Raw genomic sequence first — 16,896 nt, 5'->3', positions numbered from 1 at the left:
GGCACATGACAAGGCCACCGCAGGCGGTGGCCTTGTCTGCGCAGTTCAGCCGTCAATCATCAATAGCGGCGCGGATCGTTGGGGCGGTGGTCGTCGCGGTTCGGCACGCCGTCATGGTCGTTGTCGCGGCCCGGGCCGCGGCCACGGTCCCGGTCACGGTCATTGTGGCTGTCGTAGCGGTTCGGGATGCCGTCATGGTCACGGTCGCCGTTCGGACCGCGTGGCGACCAGCGCGCTTCGTCCATGCGCCAGCGGCCATCGCGCTGGGTCCAGGCCGGCGCCGCATACACATAGCCGGGGCGTTCGGCGATCCACACGCCGGGGTTCCAGGCATAGCGCTGGGCGCGCCATTCCCAGTGGCCGGGCGCCCACACATAACCGTTGCGCGCACGGGGAATGATTTCGCGGCGTGGTGGCGGCGGGGCGATGCGGATCTCTTCATACACCACCGGCTGCGCCACGGTGACCCAGCCGCCACGGTTCAGACGCCAGCGGTTGTTCTCCTGTATCCATTCGGCGCGGCGATACTGGTTGCCGCTGCGTTCGCGCAGCCATTCGCCGTCGTACCAGACATGGCGCTGGCCGTCCCAGTTCCAGTAGCCGGGCGCCCAGACATAGCCGCGGCGCGGTTGCGGCACGCTCTCGAAGCGTGGCGGGGGCGGGGCGTTGCCGACGACGATGCTCACGCCGAGCTGGTTTTGCGCCATCGCTTGCGCGGGCAAGAAGGCGGCGCTGCTGATGGCGAGCATGGCGGCTGCATAGAAGGTAATGGGTTTCATGTCTGGCTCCATTTCGGTGATTGCGTGAAATGGACTATAGCGACTTGCTGGCGGCGTTTGCGCCTTTGAATTAACTTATTACAACTGACACAATGCTGAGCGGGCGTGTATCAAAAGGGGAACATTTGCTGCGGCCTGGCGCGTGCTGGAAGGCGCCAGGCTCCATCGATGCCATGCGCCGCTCACAGGATGCTGGCGGTACTGTTGTTCAGCTGCGCCTGGCGTTCTTCCAGCAGCGACAACTGCTTTTCCTGTGGCGTCAGGCGCTTGGCGGTGACAGTCACCACGTGCATGGTGGTGGCGCTCTGCGCGGTTTTTTCCGCCGGCGCGGCAGGCGGCTGCAGGAAGCTGACATAGCTGGCCGCGCAGGCGATGGCGACGGCGACGGTGAAGATGGCTTCGAAGTTTTTCAGGGTTTTCATGATGCGTCCTTTCGGGTGGCGGGTGGGATTGGATGCACTTTAGCCAACGCGCCCACGTGCCGCCACGCACTTGCGACCAGCCGCGATTTTTGCGGCATCAACGGCAAAAAAAGGGCGCTGAAATGCGTCACCGGAGCATAAGTGGCGGCACGGCGCGAATTGAGGGGGAAACAGGCCTGTATCCTGCCCTATGATGCTAATTGCCATGTGGCATCATTTACAACTGCACAGGAGCGCGCTTGGCGCGTGGGCGTGGTTCAGCGCCGCTGCTGCTAGAATCGACGTCGCAGCTTGCGCGTATCACCTTCATCAGGAGTCACACATGTTCCAATTGTTTGGTTTTGGCGGCGCCCGGTGCCCCCGTTGCGAACACAAGAATGCCGCAGCGGCAGGCTACTGCGCGCAATGCGGCCTGTCGCTCGGCACGCCCGGCAACGACGCCGTGCTGCATGCCAACCAATGGCGCCTGGCCGATGACCAGCTGGCCCTGTTCTTTGGCGTGCGCGAGCTGTCATCGCTGCTTGGCGCCGCCGGCCGGCGCTTGCAGGTGCCGGAACAGGCGCGCGCCTGGATCGTGCAGTCCGACGCTTTCACCTCGATACCGGCCGGCGACTACGACAGCGCCGCCTTCTTTGCGCGCCTGCCGCAGCTGCTGCCGGCGCGTCCGGCCGAAGTGCTGATCGCGCGCGCCGCGCCGATCTCGCTTACTTTCGACCTGCCGGCGCTGGCCACGACCGAGCAGCTGCAGATCGCCGCCACCTTCCAGGTCGAGATCGCGCTGGGCCAGCCCGATGCGTTCGCGCGCCAGTTCATGCGTGCGCCGGGCGCCGTCACCGTGGCCCATCTGCACGCATTGCTGCTGCCCTCGGTACGCCAGATCGCGCTGGAATTTACCGGCAGCCGCGCATTGCGCGAGATGGATGCCAACGCCGACCTGCGGGCGCAGTTCAACGAGCGCCTGCAGTCGTCGCTGACGCAGCGCCTGGCGCCATCCGGCCTGGCGGTGGCGCGCGTGGACACCTTGGCGCTGCGCCACGACAAGCTGGCCGTCGACGAGACCTGCATCGGTACCCTGTGGCTGGGCGGCCTGCCGGCGCCCGACGCCGCGGATGCGCTTGAGCGCGGCAAGCAGCTGGACCAGCTCTACGATGAAGAGGAACTGCAGCGCATCGCGCGCGAGGCGCTGACACTGCGCCACGCGCAGCGGCGCCTGGAGCTGCAGCAGGATGCCAAGGTGGGGCAGGCCGAACTGGCGCACCAGGAAGCCGAACGCCTGCAGGCGCTGCGCGGGCGCCAGATCGACCTGTACGGCCGCATCCTGGAAGCAAAATCGCAGCGCCAGGCGCTCGACCATGGCGCCGCCGTGGCGCTGCAGGAGCTCAGGCAGGAATTGGCGAAAAAGGGCGCCAGGCACGCCGACGAGGCGGCCGAATGGCAGCACCTGCGCGCGCTGGCGGCGATCAGGATGCGCAGCGAGCTGGAATTGTCGCAGCTGGAAGGGCGCGAACAGCTGCAGCTGGCGCAGCAGCGTTTCACGCACCAGGTGCATCTGCAGGCCATCGCCCAGCAGGTGGAAAGCGCGCTGCTGATCGACGACGAGGCGGGCCGCCGCGCCCAGCTGGCGCGCCTGCACAAGACCGAACAGGATGCGGCCCAGCGCGAGGCGCAGCTGGAAGCGGAACAGCACAAGGCCGCCTGGCAGGGCGCCGTGCTGGCTACCGCCGCGCGCAAGCGAGAAGCGGAGCGGGTGCAGGAATGGGAAGACCAGATGCAGCTGGCGCGCCAGCGTGAACTGCTGCGCGCCGAAGCGCACAAGGATGAGGCGGCGCAGGTGCAGGCGGCCGAAATCGCTGAAAAAGTGGCCGTGCTGCGCCGTGGCGGCGCGCGCGAGGACGCCATCGCCCAGCAGGAAAAACTGCTGCGCACCATCGAGGCCGACGGCGTGCATGCGCGCCAGCTGCAGCAGCAGGCGCATCTGGCGCAGCTCGACGCGCTGGCGATCGAAGAACAGCGCCAGCAGCTGCGCCAGCTGGAGCAGGAGGCGCAATGGCAGCGCGACCTGCTGGCCATGTCGCAGCAGCGCGAACACGATTATGCACGCTGGAAGAACGACTACGAAGCGCTGGTGGCGCAGCAGGCGCATGCGGCCGAACTGGCGCGCATCGATATCGACCGCATCGAAAAAATCGGCACCCTGAGCGACACCGGCAAGGTGGCGATGGCGGCCGGGCCGAATGCGGCCGTGCTGGCGCAAGTGCTGAAAACCCAGTTGCAGGCCGGCATGAGCGCCGAGCAGATCCACGCGCTGGCGGCGCTGGCGGCGGCCGAGAACAGCATCGCGCCGCAGGACGCCATGCGCATGGCGCAGGAAGGCGTGGCGCAGGAGCGCGCCTACCTGGAAGCGCAGGCCGAACGCGAGCGGCGCCAGCAACTGGACCTGATCGGCTTGCAGAACGCGGCGCACAGCCATGGCCTCAATGCGCAGGCCCAGCTGGGCGTGGCGGTGGCGCAGGCCGTTGCCGGCAGCGCGCCGGCGCGCTGCTGCAGCAATGGCCACGCGCTGCGGGCCGGCCATCCGGAAGACAAATTCTGCGCCGCCTGCGGCGTGGCGCTGCAGCCTTGACGGATAGCCAGTACCCCAGATGATGCAAAAAGCACGAGACAAACTGCGAGAGTTGCGCGCCCTGCACGACGACGGGCTGCTCAGCGAGCAGGAATTCGAACGCCGCAAGAACGCCATCCTCGACGCCGAATACGCGCCGCCCGGCGCCGCGCCGGCGCCCATCACGCTGCCGGTGCGCCAGGGCACGGAGCTGGGCTTCATGACGGGCCAGGAAATCGGTCCGCAAAACCGCCGCTATCGCCTGGAACGCCTGATCGGCACCGGCGGCATGGGGCAGGTGTGGCAGGCCACGGACCTGGCCACGCACGCCGAGTTGGGCAGCAGCGAAATGGTGGCGCTCAAAATCCTGCCGCCGCAGCTGACGCAAAGCGCCACCCATGCCCGGCTGCTGATCGAGGAAGCGACGCAGGCGCGCAAACTGGCGCATGAAAACATCGTGCGCGTCTATGAATGGGCGCAGGACCCGGCCACGGCGAGCTACTTCATCATCATGGAGTGCCTCGATGGCGAAGACCTGGAGCACTACCTGGGCCGCCAGGGTCCGCTGGCGCTGGCGGCGGTGCAGGAACTGCTGCAGCCGGTGGCCGATGCGCTGTCGTATGCCTGGGAAAAGCACAAGCTGGTGCACCGCGATATCAAGCCTGGCAACGTTTTTTTGACCGGCAAGGGCGACGTCAAGCTGCTCGACTACGGCATTGCTTCGCGTGTGCGCAACGCCGGCAGCAGCCTGGGGCTGGAAACGCCGAATGCCGGCACGGAAGGCTATCGCGCACCCGAAGCCGGCGCCCACCAGCGCCAGCCCAGCCCGCGCCTGGACGTGTACGCGGTGGCGGTGATGGTCTACCAGATGCTCGAAGGACGCATGCCGTTCGACGGCGTGCGCACGGCCGAGCAACTGCCGTCGGCCCCGCAAGCGCTGAAGGCGGCACAATGGCAGGTGCTGCAGAATGGTTTTTCGATGACGCCCGAATTGCGCCCGCAATCGGTGCAAGCCCTGCTGGAAATGCTGGAGCGGGCCGCCGGGCCGTCGGTCGAGGAGCTGGCCGAACAGGCGCGCCAGGCGCACGCGCGCGCGGCCGAGCAGCAAAAGCAGGCGGCGCTGGCGGCCGAACAGGCGAAGGAAGAAGCGCGCCGGCGCGAAGAGGAACTGGAACAGAAAAGAAAGGCCGAGGCCCATGCGGCGGCGCTGGAAAAGCAGCGGCTCGACAAGCTGCGCCGCGAGCAGGAAGCCCAGCGCCAGTTCGAAGCGGAGGAGTCGCGCAAGCTGCGCAAGGAAGCGCTGCGCGGCCAGCTGCGCGCGCGGCGCGAAGCCGACGCCGCCACCGCCTTGCAGGAACACCAGCAGCTGCAGCGCAAGGCGATCCAGGCCAAAGCCGAGGCAGCCTACCGCGCAGAGCAGGAAAGGGCGCGCAAGGCGGAGGCGAGCCGCGCGGCCACCCCCGCCGTTCCTGCCGCGCCGGTGGCAGCGCCACCTGCCACCGAAACACCGCTTGCCGAGTCTTCCGCGCCCGCACCCACCGGCCTGCTGCGCGACGATTTCCTCGACGGCTCCGGCCAGGGGCCCGAACTGGTGTGCCTGCCCAGCGGACGCTTCCAGATGGGCGCACATGAGGAAGAGCACAAGGCGGCATTGAAAGCGGGCTCGCAGCAGGGCTGGCTGGAGCGCGAAAAGCCACAGCACTGGGTCGGCATCGAGCGCGGTTTTGCGCTGGCGATCCACCCGGTCAGCGTGGGCGAATGGCGCGCCTTCGTCAAGGCCACCGGCTGGCAGCGCGGCATTTCGGAAACCGACTGGGACAATCCCGGTTTCGTGCAGAACGAACAGCATCCGGTGGTGGGCGTCAGCTGGAACGACGCCCAGCTCTACCTGGCGTGGCTGCGCGAAAAAACCGGCCAGCTCTATCGCCTGCCCAGCGAAGCGGAATGGGAATACGCCTGCCGCGCCGGCACCCGCACCGCCTTCAACACGGGCGACACCATCAGCACCGAGCAGGCCAATTACGACGGCCTGTACGTGTACAACGGCGGCGCGCGCGGCCAGTACCGTGGCGGCACCAGCGCGCGCGGCACCTTCCAGCCCAATGCCTGGGGCCTGCACGACATGCACGGCAATGTGTGGGAATGGGTGCAGGACATCGTGCATGACAACTATGAAGGCGCGCCGGCCGACGGCAGCGCCTGGGAAGAGGGCGGCGACACCAGCCGGCGCGTCCTGCGCGGCGGCTCCTGGCTGTACCACCCGCGCTATCTGCGTTCGGCCATCCGCAACGGCTTTTCCATCGTGCTGTCGAACGATATCGTCGGCTTTCGCGTGGCGCGCCAGCTCGGTTGAACCCTTGACGCCCTGCCATCAGGCAAGCTGCGCTGGCGCCGTAAACGGTGTAAATTGTGGCTTTCCAAAACGCCGCAAGGACCGCCATGACCATCAAAGCCATCCGTGACCAGTCGCAACCCATGCGCCATATCGTGCATGTGCGCGACCATATCCTTTCCGCCGACGGCTCGGTGGCCGAAGGCGGCGGCGACTCGGGCCCGTCGCCGCACGACCTGTACGACGCGGCGCTGTCGGCCTGCAAGGCGCTGATGGTGGTCTGGTACGCCAGGCACAAGGGCATCGCGCTTGAAAACGTGGAAGTGACGACCGAGCGCGACGCCAGCGACGAACGCAAGGGCGTGTACCGCCTGGCCGTCAGCCTGCACCTGACCGGCGACCTGTCCGAGGCGCAGCGCGAGGAGCTGCTGGGCGCGGCCGCCAAGTGCCCGATCCACAAGCTGATGACGGCCGTCACCACCGACATCACGACGGTGCTGGCATGAGCGCGGCGATCCTGAAAAGCCACGAAAAAGACCTGGGCGGCGGTTTCGTGGTGCGCCGCCTGCTGCCGTCGAGCGTCAAGCAGACCGTCGGCCCGTTCATCTTTTTCGACCATTTCGGCCCGATCGACGTGGCGCCCGACGCCAACCACGACGTGCGGCCGCACCCGCATATCGGCCTGGCCACCGTCACCTATCTGTTCGAAGGCGCGATGGACCACCGCGACAGCATCGGCTCGTACCAGCGCATCGAGCCGGGGGCCATCAACTGGATGACGGCCGGGCGCGGCATCGTCCATTCCGAGCGCACGCCCGCCGACCTGGCCGGCCGGCCGCACCGCACCCACGGCCTGCAGCTGTGGGCCGCGCTGCCGAAGGCGAACGAAGAAGACGAACCGGGTTTCACGCATACGCCGCAGGCCGATATACCGGTGGTCACGCTCGACGGCGCGGTGGTGAAAGTGCTGATCGGCACCGCCTTTGGCCAGACCTCGCCGGTGCGCACCTATATGCAAACCGTGTACCTGGACGTGGCGCTGCAGGCGGGCCAGACGCTGCGCCTGGACGGCTTGCCGGCCGAGGCGGCGATCTACCCGATCAGCGGTGAAGTGCTGGTGGACGGCGTGGCGCTGGCGCCGCATACCATGGCGCTGCTGGAATCGAACGCCGTACCGGTGGTCACTGCCGGTAACGGCCCGGCGCAGTTCGTGGTGATCGGCGGCGAGCCGCTCGACGGTCCGCGTTTCATTTTCTGGAACTTCGTCTCGTCGAGCAAGGAACGCCTGGCGCAGGCCGGCGAGGACTGGAGCGCCCAGCGCATGGGCCAGGTGCCGGGCGAGACGGAGTTCATCCCGCTGCCCAAGCCGCCGGCCAGGCCGGCGCCGCAGTTCCTGTAGGTCTTAAAAGCGGGCGCGCAGGGTCAACGAAGCCTTGCGCGGCTCGCCATAGAAATTGCCCCAGGCGGGCGCACCGACCGTCTGGTAGTAGCGCTTGTCGAGCACATTCGTCACGCTCAGGGAAGCGCTCCAGTTGCGGTCGATCTGATAGGCGGCGCGCGCGCTCCACAGCGCATAGGCGCCCTGTGCCACCGTGATCCCCTGCGTGACGCGCGAGCTTTCGGTCTGGAAGTTCACGCCACCGCCCACGCTCCACGCCGCCAGGGCGCCGGGCAAACGGTAGTCGCTCCACGCGCGCAGCATATGGCGCGGCGAGTAGGTGCTGGCAAACATCAGGCCGGCGCTCGACGTCTGGTCCAGGTACTTGAAATTGTTCAGCGTGTAGCCGGCGAACAGCTGCCAGCCACGCGCCACTTCGCCGCTGATCTCCGCATCCACGCCTTCGCTGCGCACCTTGCCGGCCGAGATATAGCATTCCGTGCCGCTGGAGCAGGTATGGACCAGGTCCAGTTCCGCGCGGTTGCGCTGTTCGATGCGGAACACCGCCAGCGAGGCGTTGACCTTGCCGTCGAACAGTTCACCCTTGACGCCCGCTTCCAGGTTGCGGCCCTTGAGCGGATCGAGCAGGGCGCCGGCGGCGTCACGCGAGTTTTGCGGCTGGAAGATGTCCGATACGCTGGCGTAGCCGGACCAGCGTGGGTCGAACGCATAGAGTACGCCGCCGTACGGCGTGACGACGCCGTTTTCCTTGTACGGATCGCTTTCCTCCGCCCCCGTGATGCGGTTGATGTTGCTCGATTTGTAGTTCGAGACGCGCGCGCCGGCCACCACCGTGAACGGTTCGCTGACGCTGATGCGGGCCACGCCATATGCGCCCGTTTGCCGCATGCTGGTGACGGTGGGCGCGCCACGGTAGCTGTGTTCGCGCAGCCAGGTGTCGCTCGGTTCTTCCACGCCATGATCCGGCTGCAGCGCATTGATGCCCTGGTTCAGCATCGCGAGGCTGAAATCGCTGTCGCCTTCCAGCCGGTTGGTATTGACGCCGGCGCTGAAGCCGTGGCGGCGGCCGAAGGCATTGAATTTGCCGTCGAGCGACAAGTCAACGCCTTTGTTGGTGGTGCCGTAGTCGAATACGCCGTCATAGCGCATCATGCCGGCCATCGTGACCGGGTTGATCGCGCCCAGGTTGAACATGTATTTCACGTCATGCCGCTCGCGCGTGTAATTGGCGCTGGCTTTCAGTGACCAGTCGGCGTCGGGGCGGTGCTCGAATTCGGCGAAGGCGGCCGTCTGTTTGCTGTTCCAGCGGTTCCAGTCGGCACCGATAAAGCTCGAGCGGGGCAGCTTCGAGTCGCGGCCGTTGCTATACAGGGGCAGGCCGGAAAAGAATGGCGTCGAGCGCAGTTTCTCGACGCTCGCGCCGGTGGTCAGCTTGCTGCCGGGCGCCAGGTCGAATTCCAGCACACCGTACAGCACGTCGGTGCGGCTGTCGGCGACGTCATAAAAAAAGTCGCGCTGGTCATGCGCGGCCACCACGCGGCCACGGATGCTGCCCGATTCGTTCAGCGGACCGGTGGCGTCGACTTCGCCGCGCAGCGCGTTCCAGCGCCCGCCCGTCACCGCCAGTTGCAGCTGCTTGTCGGCCAGCGGGCGCTTGCGCACCATATTGATGGCCGCGCCGGGCGAGCCGGTGCCCTGCAGCAGGCCGGTGGCGCCGCGCACCACTTCCACCCGGTCCAGCACCGCCGTGTTGCTGGTAAAGCTGTTCGCCTGCGGGTAGTACATGGCGCGGTTGACGCCATCGAACTGGTACGTGTCGACCATGAAGCCGCGCGAATACACGTAGCGTCCGCCCATCGGGCTGTCATACATGGTGATGCCGGTGGTATTGGCCAGCACGGCGTCGATGGTGGTCAGGTTCTGGTCGTCCATCTTCTGGCGCGTGATGACGCTGACCGACTGCGCGATCTCGCGCAGGGTCTGCACGCCCTTGCCGACGGTGACGGCGCGCGCCGCGTAGGAATTGTCATGTTCGCTGACGGGATCGCGTTCCTGGCTGGCGCTGATGGTCACCGGCGCCATGGTTTTCTCGGCGCCCGCCTGTGGCGCGATGGCTGCCTGGCGCAGCACATAACCGCCATTGGCCAGCTGCACCGCTTCCAGGCCGCTGCCGGCCAGCAGCAGCGCAAAGCCTTGCGCCACGCTGTAGAGGCCGCGCACGCCGGGCGAGCGCAGGCCGCGCGTTTGCGCCGGATCGGTCGACAGGCTGATATTGGCGGCCACGGCAAAGTCGTTCAGGGCGGTCGACAGCGGGCCGGCGGCGATCGCGTAGCTGGCGCTGGCCGGCTGGCTTTGCGCCAGGGCCGGCAGGGTGGTCAGGGCGGCGGAGACGGCGCAGCTGATGGCGAGCAGGGCGGGAGGGTTCAGCTTCAGGTTCATGGGTGAGCTTTCTATTTTTCTGTGCAATGGGGATGGTGGTGGCGTACATCGGCTGCTTGTCTGATAAGCCGAAGCAGCAGCACGAAACACCAACCCCAACGCAGAAAAAAAGTAAATATCAGCCGCGGCGCGTACCGACCGTACCCCAGAAGCGCGTCAGATACGTCACCTGCAAGCCGTGCGAAACGCACAGGCTTTCCAGCGCCGCGTCGATATCGGCCAGGCGGTAGGTGCCAGTGACTGGTTTGTCCGCCACGCCGGCCTCGCAAGCGAGGTGACCGCGCCGGTAGCGCGCCAGTTCGGCCACCAGGCGCGACAAGGGCCAATCCACGGCGACCAGCATGCCGCGCGTCCAGCTGTCCTGGTAGCGCGGCGCTGTCTGCACGCCGCTGTCGCCCAGGCGGCTGAAACGCAGCTGCTGGCCCGCTTCCACGCGGCTGCCGCCGCCGGGCGCGGCGTGATTGCGCACTTCCACTGCGTGTTCGAACACGGTGACGCTGCTGGCCTGCGCATCGCAGCGCACGCCAAAGCGCGTGCCCAGCGCGCGGATCACGCCATGCGCGGTCTCGACCAGGAAGGGGCGCGCATCGGGCGCCGTGGTCACCATGATTTCGCCGCGATGCAAGCGCAGCCGCCGGTGCGTGCCGCTGTAGTCGACATCGGCGGCGCTGTCGGTGTTCAGTTGCAGGCTGCCGCCATCGGCCAGGGTGACGCGCCGGCGCTCGCCGGGCGCCGTGCGCAGCGCCGCCGTCCAGGATTGCCAGGCGCTGGACTCCAGGCCCATCTGCCCCAGGGCAATGCCGCCGGCGCTTGCCACCAGCATGGCCAGCAGCCTGGCGGCCGCGCGGCGCTGCTGCTGCGCCGCCTGCAGCGCCGGCAGGGACAGCGTGGAGGGAATGGTTTTCAGCTGCTCATCCACCTGCCCCAGCAGGGCCCAGGCCCGCGCGTGATCCCCGCTTTCAGCCAGCCATGCGGCGTGCGCCTGCGGGTCGGCGCTGCCGCAGCACAGTTCCACATGCCAGTGGGCGGCCCGGGCCAGCACGCAACGGGGTAGGGCGCCAGTCGTCATGTGGCCGCCAGCACCAGACATTCCGTGTAGGCGCGCACCAGGTGTTTTTTTACCGTGGGCAAGGACACCCCCAGGCGCGCGCTGATCTCCACATAGCTCAGTTCTTCGATCTGCGCCAGCAGGAAGACGGCGCGCGTGCGCGTGCCCAGGCGCTCCAACAGGCGATCGACCGCCAGCAGGGTTTCGATAATGATGGCCTGGGTTTCGGCCGAGATGGTGTGCGGCTCGGGCTGCCGCGCCAGCGCTTCCAGATAGGCTTGCTCCAGCGCCTGGCGCCGGTAGCGGTCGATCAGCAGGCCGCGCGCGATGGTGGCCAGGTAGCCGCGCGGTTCGCGCAGCGGCGCCGCTTCGCGTTTGCCCATCAGGCGCACAAAGGTATCCTGCGCCAGGTCGGCCGCATCGCCGGCGTTGCCCAGCTTGCCCCGCAGCCAGCCGTACAGCCAGCCGTGGTGCTGGCTGTAAAGGGTGCTCAGGTGCGGTGCATGGGAAATGCTGACGGTGCTCACGGCGGACTCCAGGCTGGACTGAATTGAGAATGATACTCATTCATTATCCCATCGCCATGGCTGCCGCGTCAATTCCCGGGACCGAGCCGCCACGCGCGCAACCGTTGCCAAAAAGTATCAAGCGCGTCGACCATCCAGCCGGTCGACCAGAGCGGCCAGCCCTGCACGAAGGCCATGGCGCGCCGCCCATGGATGCCATCGAAAAACACATGGTCGGCAACAATAGTGGCGGCCAGCCAGGCGGCGCCGATCACGATCAGGTCGTGGCGGCCGCTCTTCCACCAGCGCAGCGAGTGGCGGCGGATAATCCACGGCACACCCAGCGGATTGGGCCAGTCGGCCAGCAAATGCATGATGCCGCCGGCGGCAAAGCCGAACAGCGGCGGCGCCCACAGATGATGCGGCAATTGCAGATAGGTGTACACCAGCAGGGCGATCCAGGCCAGGCCCCAGTGGGTCCAGGTGCGGTGCGTGATCCACAGCCGGCGCGTCGGCGCCCACCAGGCCACTTCCAGCCAGTCCGGCGCGGTGCCGCCCAGCGCGCCCATCACAAAGGCGAGCATGCTCAGCACTTGATAGGGGCCGCCGGCGTCCGCGTGCGCGACCAGCGCCGCGGCGATCACGCCAGCGGCCCAGCCAGTCGCATGGTGCGCTTTAGTTGAAGCCATAGGAAATGTAAAACACGCTGCGCGCGCTGTGTAAAACGTCGGGGAAATTTGCTGGATGAATATACAGTACGCCAGGGGGCCGCGCGAGGCAATTTGCACAATAACGGTGAATTATTTGTTAAATCGCGGCTTCTTCAGCTTGCCTTAAGCCGCTGCTGCGAGCGTGCTCGACAAGAAACAGTGTTGTGCGGCTGATAATGCATTTCGCGGCGCACGCGCTATGCTGGAATCCTGACCATACGCTGGGAGGCAAGGCCATGAAAATTCCGCGCGAAATACAGATTCCCGCCGTGGTGCTGACCCTGGAAGCGATCTTCCTGGTTGGCCTGTCGCTGATCTTCTTTGTGCTGGTGCCGAGCTAGACTTCAAGCACCGCGCTGTCGCACAGGCTGGCGCCTTCGGTGCGGATGATCCAGCATTCGGGATACGGTTCGCTGGCAAAACGGTTGTGGCGGGCAAAGCCGGCCAGCTTGTCGAGCGTGCTGGCGGGCGCCAGCGCGGTTTCCTTGCCGCTGGCGCAATCGAGGTGCCAGAAGCCGCCGTTGCGGTGGAACAGCAGCGGCAGCGCCGCCGCCTGCGGCGCAAGACTGTGCGGCGCCGGCACGATGACCGGGCGCGCTTCGGGCAGCAGCAGGTAGAAGCATTCTGCCTGCGCACCCTGGTCGAGGCGGTGCAGGATCACGCCGTGCTGCAAAATGGCCGACACGCCCAGCACCACGATGCCCTTGATGCTGGCCGTCAGCTCGATGCGCATGCCCACGCGCAGGGCCACGGGCTTGTGCTTGCCTGGCCAGACGCCGTCAAGCAGCACCCCGTAGCGCGACACGTCTTCGATGTCGAAGCCTTGCGCGCTGCGGCGTATCACCGCATGGCGGCCTGACAGGCGGCGCGTCAGGCCATTGTGGTCCTGGCCGTCGATGCTGAAATGACTGAGCAGCACATCGGCTTCCGGGTCGACCAGCTCGAAGCGGCCCAGCATGCATTCTTCCAGCGCGAACAGGCGGATCTGGCGCTGTTCGCCCGCTTCCGGCGCCGCATTGACGATGCAGGCCGCCACGCTGGGGTGCGGGTGGCTGTCGCTGGCCGTGGGCACGTCGACTTCGATCAGTTCCTCGTCCCAGGCGATGGTGGTAAAGCCCATGTCGATCTTGCCTTGCGGCGCCGACAGGTCCACGTGGGCGATGCCGGCGTTGCGCGCCGTGACGTCGAGATTGCAGCCGTCGCCACCGGTCACGCGCGCGATCGAGGCGTCATCGGCCATCACGCGCACGTTTTTATGGGTGCTGAGAAAAATCTGGTGGATTTCGGTCAGGGTGGCGTCGCGGCGCGGCACCAGGATGACAAAGGTGCATACCCACTTCCGCGCCACGGCGCCGTCCACGTGGCTCAGTACCTCCACTTCGATCTGGTATTGGCCGTGCTCCTTGTTACGCGAGGAAAACTCGACAAACACAGGCCGCCAGTCGCCGCGCGTGGTGCGTACCACGTCGTGCCGCACCTGGCCGCGCGCAATCAGGTCCGAGCGCAGCCGTAGCCCCAGTTGCGGCGCGCTGTGGCCATCCATGCCGCGCAATTCCATTTTCAGGGTTTGCCGCCCGCCGGCTGCGCGCGGATCGAAGCCGCTGATATGCAGATGAGGCGCGGCCGGCGCGGCGGCAGACGAGGCAGGCGCCACGGCGGGGCGCATCAGCGGCATGCTGACCGAATTGACCGGTGGCGACACCGCCAAAGGCAGGGAAACCGCGCACGCAGGCACGCCCACCGTTGCCGATTGCTCGGAACGGGCGCTGCGCATGGCGCTCAGCAGGTCATAGCTGGTAGGGGCAAGGACTGGCTGCGGGTGGTTGCCCGCGCAGACCTGCTCACCAGGCAAGACCCAGAACGTACAGTGCGGGTGCTCCGGGTTGCTGCATTTTTTCATGTGGTGGAAACTCGACCGGGTTGGGCGGTGGCGCCCTCTGTCATTCATGAGAGCTTACGCCCTTTTGACCTTGCTTGGCAACAAGCATGATGGCGCTGCCGCCGGTTTTTTCGGCAGATGTGCGCGTGTTGCCACGTGCCCGGCGAAATCCACGGAAACCATTGCCTAAAATAACATTTTATGGATTTTAAGATATATGTAAATGGCAATCATGGCGCCTGCCCGGACTTGCCGATGACCACTTCCAGATATTCGGCCGGCACCACCAGCGAAGAAGGCCCGGCGATATTGAGGCGGTCGAGCAAGCTGGCCAGGTCCTGTTCCAGCGCCTGCGCGCCATCGGGCGGTAGCGCCGCGAACGCCTTGTGCGCCGGGCCATAGTAGTCGCGAAACACCTGTATCCAGTGCTGCGCGCTGGCGTAGCGGAAATTGAACAGCTTGCGCTGCGCCTGCATCTGCCCGGGCGCCACGGCGAACAGTTGCTGCAGATAGTCGGGCGTGCCCCATAGCGCAGGCGATTTGAGCCCGGCCGGGGGCGGCACGTGTTTGCCGATGATCTTGAACAACTGGCCGACCAGGCCTTCCGGCGTCCAGTTGGCCATGGCGATGCGCCCGCCGTCGCGTACCACGCGCAGCATTTCGCGCGCCGCGCGCGGCGGGTCCGGCGCGAACATCACGCCGAAGGTCGAGATCGCCACATCAAAGCTGGCGTCCGGAAACGGCAGCGCGTCGGCGTCGGCCACGCGGAAGGTCACTTGCAGGCCTTCGGCATCGGCCCGCTCGCGTCCTTTTTGCAGCAGGGCCGGCACATAATCGGTGGAAGTGACGCGCGCAAAGCGGCGCGCGGCGGCCAGGCTCGCATTGCCATTGCCGGCGGCAATATCGATGACTTCTTCGCGCGCGCGGATATCGGCCGCCTCGGCCAGCGATTCGCCGACGATTTGCAGGGTGACGCCGATGATGGCGAAGTCGCCGCTGGCCCAGGTGGCCTGCTGGCGCTGGCGGATGGCGGCCATGTCGGGTGCGCCTTCATTGCCGGCGGGCGGTGGCGCAGATGTGGTGGGAGTGCTCATGCTGGTCTCCTTGTGGGGCGGTTGCAGTCTTGGTCAGACCACAAGGCGCGACCATGGTTCGCCGCCGGGCAGCGTGCTATCTTTCGGCTGACGCCTTGATGCGCAGCACCAGCAAGGTCAGGTTGTCGCTGTGCAAACCTTCCGGCGGGTGGCGCAGGAAGTCGTCGAACAAGGCGGTAGCCGCTTGCGCCGCCGTGCGCCCCTCGCACAGGGCCGGCCAACGGGCCAGCACGCTGGCAGGGTCGGGGCAGGACCAGAAACCGTCGCTGGCCAGCACGTAGCTGGCCTCGCGGCGCAGGCGCAGCGCGCGGCGGTCGCCCAGGTGGGCGAGGAAGGGCGGCAGGTTGCTTTCCCCCAACGCGTGCAGTTCGCTGCCCAGCACTTGCGGATCGACAATGACATTGCCTAATATAAAAGCTTGTGCAATCTGCGGCTGGTGCGCGCCATACACCCGGCTGCGCCATTGCGGCTCGTCGATCACCCCATGCATGGCGTAGACGGTGGCCGGCACATGGTCGAGCGTCAACGGCGTGACGGCAGCGTCGGCCACTTCATACAGGCGCGAGTCGCCCACGTGGTACAGCAGCGGCGCCTGCCGCGGCGGTATTTCCAGCAGGGTCAAGGTGGTGCCGGGCGGACGCGCCTGGGCGTCGCCCGTGTCGAAGGCGACTTGCAATCGCGCATGCAACTGATCGAGCTCGCGCGCCAGGCTGGCCACATCAAGGCAGGCGGGTATCGCCAGCAGGCCCTGCACGGTCGCTTCGGCCGCCTCGCGGCCATGACCATGGCCACCCATGCCGTCAAGCACGGCCAGGCGCACATGGCCGGCCGGCCAGCCGGCCACCTGGCCGCGCCACGGTGTCTGCCCGACCAGGCAGGCGGCATGGCCGTGGGCGTCGATCAGCAGGAAATTGTCCTGGTTTTCACGCCGCGCCAGCGGGCCGGCGCCCACGCTGCTGCCGGCGGCGGCGTCCAGTCCGGGGCCGAAATCGAGTTCGTCTTTGATGAAGTGCATCGTTGATGGCGGCCCTGGCAATCTGCATGTTGATTATTGATACAGCTTAGCTGATCTTTCCCAACGGCGATACCTTGCGTCAGCACAAAAAAACCTGCGGCAGCAGGACTGGCGCAGGTTTTGGTTCGGGAACGAAGCTCCTTAGCGGCGATGTCCCCAGCCACGGTCGTCGCGGTAGCCACGGCGGTCATCCCAGCGCCCATGGTCGCGGTAGTAGCCCCGGCCCGGTTGCACATACACGACCGGCGGCGGGCCGTAGTAGCGTGGTGGCGGCGCATAGTAGACGGGGCGCGGCGCAGGTTCGTAGTACACAGGGCGCGGCGCAGGCTGGTAATACACAGGCGGCGGGCTCTGGTAATACGTGCCGCGGTAGCCACGGTCGTAACCGCGGTTGTAGCCACGATCATAGCCGCGGTCGCCCGTGCGCAGGCTGTTGCCGACTGCGGCGCCGATCACGCCGCCAACAATCGCGCCATTGGTGCCGCCAGTGTTGTTGCCGATCGCCGCTCCGACGACGGCGCCGGCAACGGTATTGAAGTCGCGGTCACCGGCGGCCGAGGCTGCCGATGAGACAGCTGCCGCCGCTACCAATACCGCACCCAGGAGTTTCTTGTTCAACATGGCATTTCCTTCCAATCCGGCGAGATCACAATGATCTGCATGAATGAACT

The 16,896-nt window shown here is 66.7% G+C and carries 14 protein-coding genes; 4 read left to right on the top strand and 10 right to left on the bottom strand.

The features are described from left to right. Positions 1-59: 59 nt before the first annotated feature. A complete protein-coding gene (locus tag ASR47_RS27990; RefSeq protein ID WP_245714399.1) occupies positions 60-779 on the bottom strand; it encodes a YXWGXW repeat-containing protein in 720 nt (239 codons plus the stop codon). A gap of 182 nt (positions 780-961) precedes the next feature. Continuing rightward, positions 962-1,201, bottom strand: a complete 240-nt coding sequence (locus ASR47_RS18315) for a hypothetical protein (RefSeq protein WP_065309208.1) — start codon at positions 1,199-1,201, stop codon at positions 962-964. A 322-nt stretch (positions 1,202-1,523) separates the two neighbouring features. Here ASR47_RS18315 and ASR47_RS18310 point away from each other — a divergent pair, with 322 nt between their 5' ends. The 4 genes from ASR47_RS18310 (at position 1,524) to ASR47_RS18295 (ending at position 7,534) form a co-directional block, all read left to right on the top strand. Continuing rightward, entirely contained in the window at positions 1,524-3,824 is a 2,301-nt protein-coding gene (locus ASR47_RS18310) for a coiled-coil domain-containing protein (protein WP_065309207.1), read from the top strand. A 19-nt stretch (positions 3,825-3,843) separates the two neighbouring features. Next, positions 3,844-6,156, top strand: a complete 2,313-nt coding sequence (locus ASR47_RS18305) for an SUMF1/EgtB/PvdO family nonheme iron enzyme (RefSeq protein ID WP_065309206.1) — start codon at positions 3,844-3,846, stop codon at positions 6,154-6,156. 86 nt (positions 6,157-6,242) lie between these two features. Continuing rightward, positions 6,243-6,641, top strand: coding sequence for an OsmC family protein (locus ASR47_RS18300; protein WP_065309205.1), 399 nt, complete (start codon positions 6,243-6,245; stop codon positions 6,639-6,641). Beyond that, positions 6,638-7,534 carry a pirin family protein gene (locus ASR47_RS18295; protein ID WP_065309204.1) on the top strand — a complete coding sequence of 299 codons (897 nt, stop codon included), beginning with the start codon at positions 6,638-6,640 and terminating at the stop codon, positions 7,532-7,534. The genes ASR47_RS18300 and ASR47_RS18295 overlap by 4 nt, the downstream gene beginning before the upstream one ends. A gap of 3 nt (positions 7,535-7,537) precedes the next feature. Here ASR47_RS18295 and ASR47_RS18290 read toward each other — a convergent pair whose 3' ends face one another. From ASR47_RS18290 to ASR47_RS18255, 8 genes are all read right to left on the bottom strand, one after another. Then, positions 7,538-9,973 (bottom strand): TonB-dependent siderophore receptor, encoded by a 2,436-nt coding sequence (locus tag ASR47_RS18290; RefSeq protein WP_065309203.1) that lies wholly within the window; start codon positions 9,971-9,973, stop codon positions 7,538-7,540. Between the two features lie 118 nt (positions 9,974-10,091). Continuing rightward, positions 10,092-11,042 (bottom strand): FecR domain-containing protein, encoded by a 951-nt coding sequence (locus ASR47_RS18285; RefSeq protein ID WP_065309202.1) that lies wholly within the window; start codon positions 11,040-11,042, stop codon positions 10,092-10,094. Further along, positions 11,039-11,548 carry a sigma-70 family RNA polymerase sigma factor gene (locus tag ASR47_RS18280; RefSeq protein WP_217270586.1) on the bottom strand — a complete coding sequence of 170 codons (510 nt, stop codon included), beginning with the start codon at positions 11,546-11,548 and terminating at the stop codon, positions 11,039-11,041. Before ASR47_RS18280 ends, ASR47_RS18285 begins: the two co-directional genes overlap by 4 nt. A gap of 68 nt (positions 11,549-11,616) precedes the next feature. Next, positions 11,617-12,216 (bottom strand): metal-dependent hydrolase, encoded by a 600-nt coding sequence (locus tag ASR47_RS18275; protein ID WP_065309201.1) that lies wholly within the window; start codon positions 12,214-12,216, stop codon positions 11,617-11,619. Between the two features lie 358 nt (positions 12,217-12,574). Further along, positions 12,575-14,137, bottom strand: a complete 1,563-nt coding sequence (locus ASR47_RS18270) for an FHA domain-containing protein (RefSeq protein WP_245714398.1) — start codon at positions 14,135-14,137, stop codon at positions 12,575-12,577. 209 nt (positions 14,138-14,346) lie between these two features. Beyond that, positions 14,347-15,210 (bottom strand): class I SAM-dependent methyltransferase, encoded by an 864-nt coding sequence (locus ASR47_RS18265; RefSeq protein WP_065309199.1) that lies wholly within the window; start codon positions 15,208-15,210, stop codon positions 14,347-14,349. A gap of 76 nt (positions 15,211-15,286) precedes the next feature. Beyond that, positions 15,287-16,225, bottom strand: coding sequence for a PP2C family protein-serine/threonine phosphatase (locus ASR47_RS18260; protein ID WP_065309198.1), 939 nt, complete (start codon positions 16,223-16,225; stop codon positions 15,287-15,289). Positions 16,226-16,366: 141 nt separating this feature from the next. Then, complete coding sequence (locus tag ASR47_RS18255) at positions 16,367-16,846, bottom strand: glycine zipper 2TM domain-containing protein (protein ID WP_065309197.1); 480 nt, start codon at positions 16,844-16,846, stop codon at positions 16,367-16,369. Between the last annotated feature and the right edge of the window lie 50 nt (positions 16,847-16,896).

It is taken from the genome of Janthinobacterium psychrotolerans (assembly GCF_001677885.1).
GTDB lineage: Bacteria > Pseudomonadota > Gammaproteobacteria > Burkholderiales > Burkholderiaceae_D > Janthinobacterium > Janthinobacterium psychrotolerans.
Note: the sequence above shows the minus strand (reverse complement) of the source record. Positions and strands in the feature narration are given on the sequence as shown.